General features: G+C 69.1%; 7 protein-coding genes. 6 read left to right on the top strand and 1 reads right to left on the bottom strand.

The window, feature by feature from the left end; translation table 11 throughout:
- The 6 genes from CCN33_RS24580 to CCN33_RS24555 form a co-directional block, all read left to right on the top strand.
- Window positions 1-460 (top strand): Tat pathway signal sequence domain protein (locus CCN33_RS24580; protein ID WP_208621875.1); only part of this gene is annotated, 460 nt, incomplete at its 5' end.
- Between the two features lie 253 nt (window positions 461-713).
- A complete protein-coding gene (locus CCN33_RS24575; protein ID WP_086695669.1) occupies window positions 714-1946 on the top strand; it encodes a branched-chain amino acid ABC transporter substrate-binding protein in 1233 nt (410 codons plus the stop codon).
- 114 nt (window positions 1947-2060) lie between these two features.
- Window positions 2061-2993: a branched-chain amino acid ABC transporter permease gene (locus tag CCN33_RS24570; RefSeq protein ID WP_031182872.1), complete on the top strand. Its 933-nt coding sequence runs from the start codon at window positions 2061-2063 to the stop codon at window positions 2991-2993.
- A 5-nt stretch (window positions 2994-2998) separates the two neighbouring features.
- Window positions 2999-4840, top strand: coding sequence for a branched-chain amino acid ABC transporter permease (locus tag CCN33_RS24565; RefSeq protein ID WP_086695668.1), 1842 nt, complete (start codon window positions 2999-3001; stop codon window positions 4838-4840).
- A 5-nt stretch (window positions 4841-4845) separates the two neighbouring features.
- Window positions 4846-5754: an ABC transporter ATP-binding protein gene (locus CCN33_RS24560; RefSeq protein WP_086695667.1), complete on the top strand. Its 909-nt coding sequence runs from the start codon at window positions 4846-4848 to the stop codon at window positions 5752-5754.
- Window positions 5751-6467: an ABC transporter ATP-binding protein gene (locus tag CCN33_RS24555; protein WP_086695666.1), complete on the top strand. Its 717-nt coding sequence runs from the start codon at window positions 5751-5753 to the stop codon at window positions 6465-6467. Before CCN33_RS24560 ends, CCN33_RS24555 begins: the two co-directional genes overlap by 4 nt.
- 61 nt (window positions 6468-6528) lie before the next feature.
- Here CCN33_RS24555 and CCN33_RS24550 read toward each other — a convergent pair whose 3' ends face one another.
- On the bottom strand, window positions 6529-7122 hold the full coding sequence (locus tag CCN33_RS24550; protein WP_086695665.1) for an ANTAR domain-containing response regulator: 594 nt from the start codon (window positions 7120-7122) through the stop codon (window positions 6529-6531).
- Window position 7123 lies beyond the last annotated feature (1 nt).

The following is a 7123-nucleotide window of genomic DNA, read 5'->3' as shown; positions in this document are numbered from 1 at the left end:
CCTCTGGATCACCCGGCCGCGCCCGGCGCCCCCGCCCGAACTCCCCTTTCCCGCACAGACGGTGACCGTGACCTTCCTGGCCGGCCGGACCACCGCGCCCCACCGCCTCGCCTTCGACGTGCGGCTCGCCGTGCGGCCCGGCCCGCCGGTCACCGTGACCCGGGTGAGCCAGCCCTACGCCGGGATGTCGGCCGAATCCGAACCCCGCGCGCCCTTCCGGACCGCGGCCGGCTCGTACCGGGTGATCACCGTGACCATGCGTGTCACGGAATGCGGAAGGGTGCCCAAAAACGCCACATTGCCTTTCCTGGAAGTAACACTGCGTAATGCGCGCGCAATACAAACCCAGAGTTTCATCCTCGGCCCGCGCTACACCCGATACCTCTCCCGCGCTCTCGGGGAAGCCTGCGGCGAAAGTACACCGTCATTAGCAAAACCCCCGAGACGCCTGAACAGTTGAGGGCGCGTGCTGCATGTTCTCAGCATGTGGACAGGGCGAATCGGCCGGAATTCCGGCGTTCCCCCCACGGCGTACCGCTCTGCATTACCTCGTGTCATAACAAGAGCGTCACAGCCTTGGTCAAGCTCTCCTCCACGTTCCCATCACACGCTTAGAGTCACGGCCAGTCACCGCGCCCCGGATTCGCTTTTCGGCCAGGCGCGCGGCTCGACCGTTTCCATGGGGATGCGGTCGTCCAGGGAAAGGACTGATCGTGCGTCAACGTTCGCTCATCGCCATCACCGCCGCGCTGTCCGCGGGAGCGCTCACCCTCACCGCCTGCGGCTCGCGCGACAGCGGCGACAACGGCTCCGACGCCAAGGGCGGCACCACCGTCACCATCGGCATCGACGCCCCGCTGACCGGCGACCTGTCCGCGCTGGGCCTCGGCATCAAGAACTCGGTGGACCTCGCGGTCAAGACCGCGAACAAGAAGGAGTACGTCAAGGGCGTCACCTTCAAGATCGACGCCAAGGACGACCAGGCCCAGCCCTCCTCCGGCCAGCAGAACTCCACCGCCTTCGTCACCGACAAGAGCGTCCTCGGTGTCGTCGGCCCGCTGAACTCCTCCGTCGCCGAGTCGATGCAGAAGGTCCTCGACGACGCCAAGCTGGCCCAGGTCTCCCCCGCCAACACCAACCCGGCGCTGACCCAGGGCGTCAACTGGCAGAAGACCAAGACCCGTCCGTACAAGGCGTACTTCCGCACCGCGACCACCGACGCCATCCAGGGCCCGTTCGCCGCCCAGTACGTCTACAACAAGGCCAAGAAGACCAAGGTCTTCGTCATCGACGACAAGAAGACCTACGGCGCCGGCCTCGCCGCGACCTTCTCCGCCGAGTTCAAGAAGCTGGGCGGCAAGGTCGTCGGCACCGAGCACATCAACCCCGACACCAAGGACTTCTCCGCGGTCGCCACCAAGGTGAAGAACTCCGGTGCCCAGGTCGTCTACTACGGCGGCGAGTACCCGCAGGCCGGTCCGCTCAGCAAGCAGATCAAGGCGGCCGGCGCCAAGGTCCCGCTGGTCGGCGGCGACGGCATCTACGCCGACGACTTCATCAAGCTCGGCGGCGCCAGCGCCACCGGTGACCTCGCCACCTCCGTCGGCGCCCCGGTGGAGACCCTCCCCTCCGCCAAGCAGTTCGTCGCCGACTACAAGGCGGCGGGCTACAAGGAGGCGTACGCGGCCTACGGCGGCTACTCCTACGACTCCGCCTGGTCGATCATCGAGGCCGTCAAGAAGGTCGTCGACGACAACGACGGCAAGGTGCCCTCCGACGCCCGCGCGAAGGTCACCGCCGCCCTCCAGAACGTCTCCTTCGACGGCGTGACCGGCAAGGTCTCCTTCGACGAGTACGGCGACGCCACCAACAAGCAGCTCACGGTGTACTCCGTCAAGGACGGTGCCTGGAAGGCCGTGGAGTCCGGCACCTACAACGGCTCCTGACCCACGCCCGCACCAGCCGAGCCGCGCGGGGCGCTCAAGAGGCGCCCCGCGCGGACTCGCATCCGGCCACTTCCGGCCACATCCGTCGCTTATCCCACGCTCGGAGGACATGCGGTGAACGAACTGCCGCAGCAGCTCGTCAACGGCCTGCTACTTGGTTCCATGTACGGGCTGGTCGCCATCGGCTACACCATGGTCTATGGCATCGTCCAGCTCATCAACTTCGCCCACGGCGAGATATTCATGACCGGCGCCTTCGGCGCCCTCACGGTCTACGTGTACATCCTTCCCGACGGCACCTCCATGTGGATCGCCCTGCCGCTGATGCTGGTGGGCGCCATCGTGGTCGCCGTGACCGTCGCCGTCGGAGCGGAACGATTCGCCTACCGACCGCTGCGCAGCGCGCCCCGGCTCGCCCCGCTGATCACCGCCATCGGCCTCTCCCTCGCCCTCCAGCAGGCCGTGTGGGCGTGGTACCCCGAGGCCAAGTCCGCGCGCACCTTCCCGAGCATCCCCGGCGGACCCTTCGAGATCGGCAACGTCACCATCCAGACCGGAGACGTCTTCCTCGTCGCCGCCGCCCCGCTCAGCATGGCCGTCCTCGCCTACTTCGTCATGCGCACCCGCACCGGACGCGGCATGCAGGCCACCGCCCAGGACCCGGACACCGCCAAGCTGATGGGGGTCAACACCGACCGCATCATCGTGATCGCGTTCGCCCTCGGCGCCGCCTTCGCCGCGGTCGGCTCCGTCGCCTACGGCTTCAAGTACGGCCAGATCGACTTCCGCATGGGCTTCATCCTCGGCCTCAAGGCGTTCACCGCGGCCGTCCTCGGCGGCATCGGCAACATCTACGGCGCCATGCTCGGCGGCCTCGTCCTCGGCGTCGCCGAAGCCCTGTCCACCGCCTACATCGCGGACATCCCCGGCATGGACAAGTTCGGCAGCCAGTCCTGGGCAGACGTCTGGGCGTTCGTACTCCTCATCCTCGTGCTCCTGCTGAGGCCACAGGGCCTGCTCGGCGAGCGCGTCGCGGACAGGGCGTGACACCGATGACCACACAGACCACCGCACCCGGCACCCCCGAGACCCCGGACACCCCGGACTCCCACGCCCCCGCCGCGACCGGCCTGATCGGCCTGCCGGCCACCGTCGGCCGGGCCCTGGCCACCGGCGGCGGCGCCCTCGCCGTCGTCTCCGCCTTCCTCGCCTGGACCTGGACCGCCGACTTCCCCGGCGACCTCACCGTCTACGGCTACCCCGGCGGCCTCCAGGTCCTCGTCCTCATCGGCGGACTGTTCACCACCCTGTTCGGCCTCGCCTCCTACGGCGTCAAGGGCCTCAAGGCCCTCACCCCCGGCAACGCCGACAGCGCCCTCAAGCTCGCCGCGTTCGGCACCTTCGCCACCGCCTGGTACACCGTCATCGCCATCAGCGCCAGGCTCGGCGGCGTCGTCAACCTCGAACCCGGCGGCTACCTCGTCGCGCTGGCCACCCTCGTCGCCCTCCTCGGCGCCCTCGCGCTGCCCTTCCAGCGGCCCGAGCCCGACCCGGCCGACCCCGACGACACCGGCTGGGAAGCCTTCCGGCACCGCGCCCGGCAGAAGCGCGCCAACTTCAAGGCCGCCTTCGCCGCCGAACCCCCCGCTCCCGGCCGCACCCTGCCCGCCTGGGCGGAGATCCTCGTCATCACCGGCGTCATGGCCCTCGGGCTGCTCGTCTTCACCTACGGCATCGGCACCGAGTACGACGAACTCTTCATCGGCTTCCTCATCACCGCGGGCTTCGGCTTCGCCGCCCTCGCCAAGGCCGGACTCGTGGCCCGGATCTCGGCGATCACCACGCGGCACCGCACCGTCACCATGACCGGCGCCTTCGTCGCCGCCGCGGCCTTCCCCTTCACCCAGTCCGACGACCAGTACGCCACCATCGGCGTCTACATCCTCATCTTCGCCACCGTCGCCCTCGGCCTGAACATCGTCGTCGGCCTCGCCGGCCTGCTCGACCTCGGCTACGTGGCCTTCCTCGGCGTCGGCGCCTACACCGCCGCCCTCGTCTCCGGCTCGCCCTCCTCGCCCCTGCACGTGCACTGGCCCTTCTGGGCCTCCGCCCTGCTCGGCGCGGTCGTCGCCATGATCTTCGGCGTCCTCATCGGCGCCCCGACCCTGCGGCTGCGCGGCGACTACCTCGCCATCGTCACCCTCGGCTTCGGCGAGATCTTCCGCATCACCGTCCTCAACATGGACGGCACCTCCGGACCCGACGTCACCAACGGCTCCAACGGCATCTCCTCGATCCCGAACCTCAACATCCTCGGGTTCGACTTCGGCCAGGAACACCAGTTGCTCGGCACCACCATCGGGCGGTTCGCCAACTACTTCCTGCTGATGCTGCTCATCACCCTCGTCGTGGTCGTCGTCTTCCGGCGCAGCAGCGACTCCCGCATCGGCCGCGCCTGGATCGCCATCCGCGAGGACGAGACCGCCGCGCTCGCCATGGGCATCAACGGCTTCCGGGTCAAGCTCATCGCCTTCGCCCTCGGCGCCTGCCTCGCCGGACTCGCCGGCTCCGTCCAGGCCCACGTCACCTACACCGTGACGCCGGAGCAGTACCAGTTCGCCCACGTCGTCCCGCCCAACTCGGCCTTCCTGCTGGCCGCCGTCGTCCTCGGCGGCATGGGCACCATCTCCGGGCCCCTCGTCGGCGCCTCGCTGCTCTACCTGATCCCGGCCAAGCTGCAGTTCCTGGGCGACTACCAGCTGTTCGCCTTCGGCGTCGCGCTCGTCCTGCTGATGCGCTTCCGCCCCGAGGGCCTCATCCCCAACCGGCGCCGCCAACTCGAGTTCCACGAGGACACCGCCGCGCCCGCCGTCCTCAGCAAGGCAGGGGCCTGACCACCATGACCACCGACACCACCACCAAGGACACCGCACCCGGCACCACCCCCGGCGAGACGGTCCTCGACGCCCGCGGCGTCACCATGCGCTTCGGCGGCCTCACCGCCGTCCGCGACGTCGACCTCACCGTCAACAGCGGCGAGATCGTCGGCCTCATCGGCCCCAACGGCGCCGGCAAGACCACCTTCTTCAACTGCCTCACCGGTCTCTACGTCCCCACCGAGGGCGAGGTCCGCTACAAGGGCACCGTCCTGCCGCCCAAGTCCTTCAAGGTCACCGCGGCCGGCATCGCCCGCACCTTCCAGAACATCCGGCTCTTCGCCAACATGACCGTCCTGGAGAACGTGCTCGTCGGCCGGCACACCCGAACCAAGGAAGGACTCTGGTCCGCCCTGCTGCGCGGCCCAGGCTTCCACAAGGCCGAAGCCGCCTCCCGCGCCCGCGCCATGGAACTCCTCGCCTTCGTCGGCCTGGACGCCAAGGCCGAGCACCTCGCCCGCAACCTCCCCTACGGCGAGCAGCGCAAGCTGGAGATCGCCCGCGCGCTGGCCAGCGAGCCCGGCCTGCTCCTGCTCGACGAGCCCACGGCCGGCATGAACCCGCAGGAGACCCGAGCCACCGAGGAACTGGTCTTCGCCATCCGCGACCAGGGCATCGCGGTCCTCGTCATCGAGCACGACATGCGCTTCATCTTCAACCTCTGCGACCGCGTCGCCGTCCTCGTGCAGGGCCAGAAGCTGATCGAGGGCGACAGCGCCACCGTCCAGGGCGACGAACGCGTCGTCGCCGCCTACCTCGGTGAACCCTTCGAGGGCGCCCCCGGCGACGAGGAGGCCGCCCAGGCCGAGGCGGCCGAGGCACCGGCGGACGCCGTGCCCGGCAAGGAGAACCGCAAGGAGACCGACCGATGACCGCACTGCTCGAAGTCGAGGACCTGCGGGTCGCCTACGGCAAGATCGAAGCCGTCAAGGGCATCTCGTTCAAGGTCGAGGCCGGCCAGGTCGTCACCCTCATCGGCACCAACGGCGCGGGCAAGACCACCACGCTGCGCACCCTGTCCGGGCTGCTCAAGCCGGTCGGCGGGCAGATCCGCTTCAACGGCAGGTCGCTGAAGAAGGTCCCCGCCCACCAGGTGGTCTCCCTCGGGCTCGCCCACTCCCCCGAGGGCCGGCACATCTTCCCGCGCATGACCATCGAGGACAACCTGCGCCTCGGAGCCTTCCTGCGCAACGACAAGCCGGGCATCGAGAAGGACATCCAGCGCGCCTACGACCTCTTCCCCATCCTCGGGGAGCGGCGCAAGCAGGCCGCGGGCACCCTCTCCGGCGGTGAGCAGCAGATGCTCGCGATGGGGCGGGCGCTGATGTCCCAGCCGCAGCTGCTCATGCTGGACGAGCCGTCCATGGGGCTCTCGCCGATCATGATGCAGAAGATCATGGCGACGATCGCCGAGCTGAAGGCGAGCGGCACCACGATCCTCCTGGTCGAGCAGAACGCCCAGGCGGCGCTCTCGCTCGCCGACCAGGGGCACGTCATGGAGGTCGGCAGCATCGTGCTCTCCGGCACCGGGCGGGACCTGCTCACCGACGAGTCGGTGCGCAAGGCGTACCTCGGCGAGGACTGAGCACCGTACGAAAAGGCCCGCGCCCCTCCGGCTCAGGGGGGCGCGGGCCTTCTGCCGTCGGTCAGCCCTTCTTGGCCGACTTCTTCTCCTGGTCGTCGGAGATGACCGCCTCCGCGACCTGCTGCATCGACAGGCGCCGGTCCATCGAGGTCTTCTGGATCCAGCGGAACGCGGCGGGCTCGCTCAGGCCGTACTCGGTCTGGAGGATCGACTTCGCGCGGTCGACCAGCTTGCGGGTCTCCAGGCGCTGGCTGAGGTCGGCGACCTCCTGCTCCAGCTGCTTCAGCTCGGTGAAGCGGGAGACGGCCATCTCGATGGCCGGGACCACGTCGGTCTTGCTGAACGGCTTCACCAGGTACGCCATCGCACCAGCGTCGCGGGCCCGCTCCACGAGGTCGCGCTGCGAGAAGGCGGTGAGCATCAGGACCGGGGCGATGGACTCCTCGGCGATCTTCTCGGCCGCGGAGATGCCGTCCAGCTTGGGCATCTTCACGTCCAGGATGACCAGGTCCGGCTTGTGCTCACGGGCCAGTTCCACGGCCTGCTCGCCGTCCCCGGCCTCACCGACCACCGTGTAGCCTTCCTCCTCCAGCATCTCCTTGAGGTCGAGCCGGATCAGCGCCTCGTCCTCGGCGATGACGACCCGGGTCGTCAGC

This window comes from Streptomyces recifensis, assembly GCF_002154615.1.
Taxonomy (GTDB): Bacteria; Actinomycetota; Actinomycetes; order Streptomycetales; family Streptomycetaceae; genus Streptomyces; species Streptomyces griseoluteus.
This window is presented reverse-complemented; position numbering and strand designations above follow the sequence as displayed.

Excerpts from the sequence above, each read along its gene's own strand:
- CCN33_RS24565 (WP_086695668.1), top strand. The coding sequence starts at position 2,999 with ATGACCACACAGACCACCGCACCCGGCACCCCCGAGACCCCGGACACC.
- CCN33_RS24560 (WP_086695667.1), top strand. The coding sequence starts at position 4,846 with ATGACCACCGACACCACCACCAAGGACACCGCACCCGGCACCACCCCC.
- CCN33_RS24555 (WP_086695666.1), top strand. The coding sequence starts at position 5,751 with ATGACCGCACTGCTCGAAGTCGAGGACCTGCGGGTCGCCTACGGCAAG.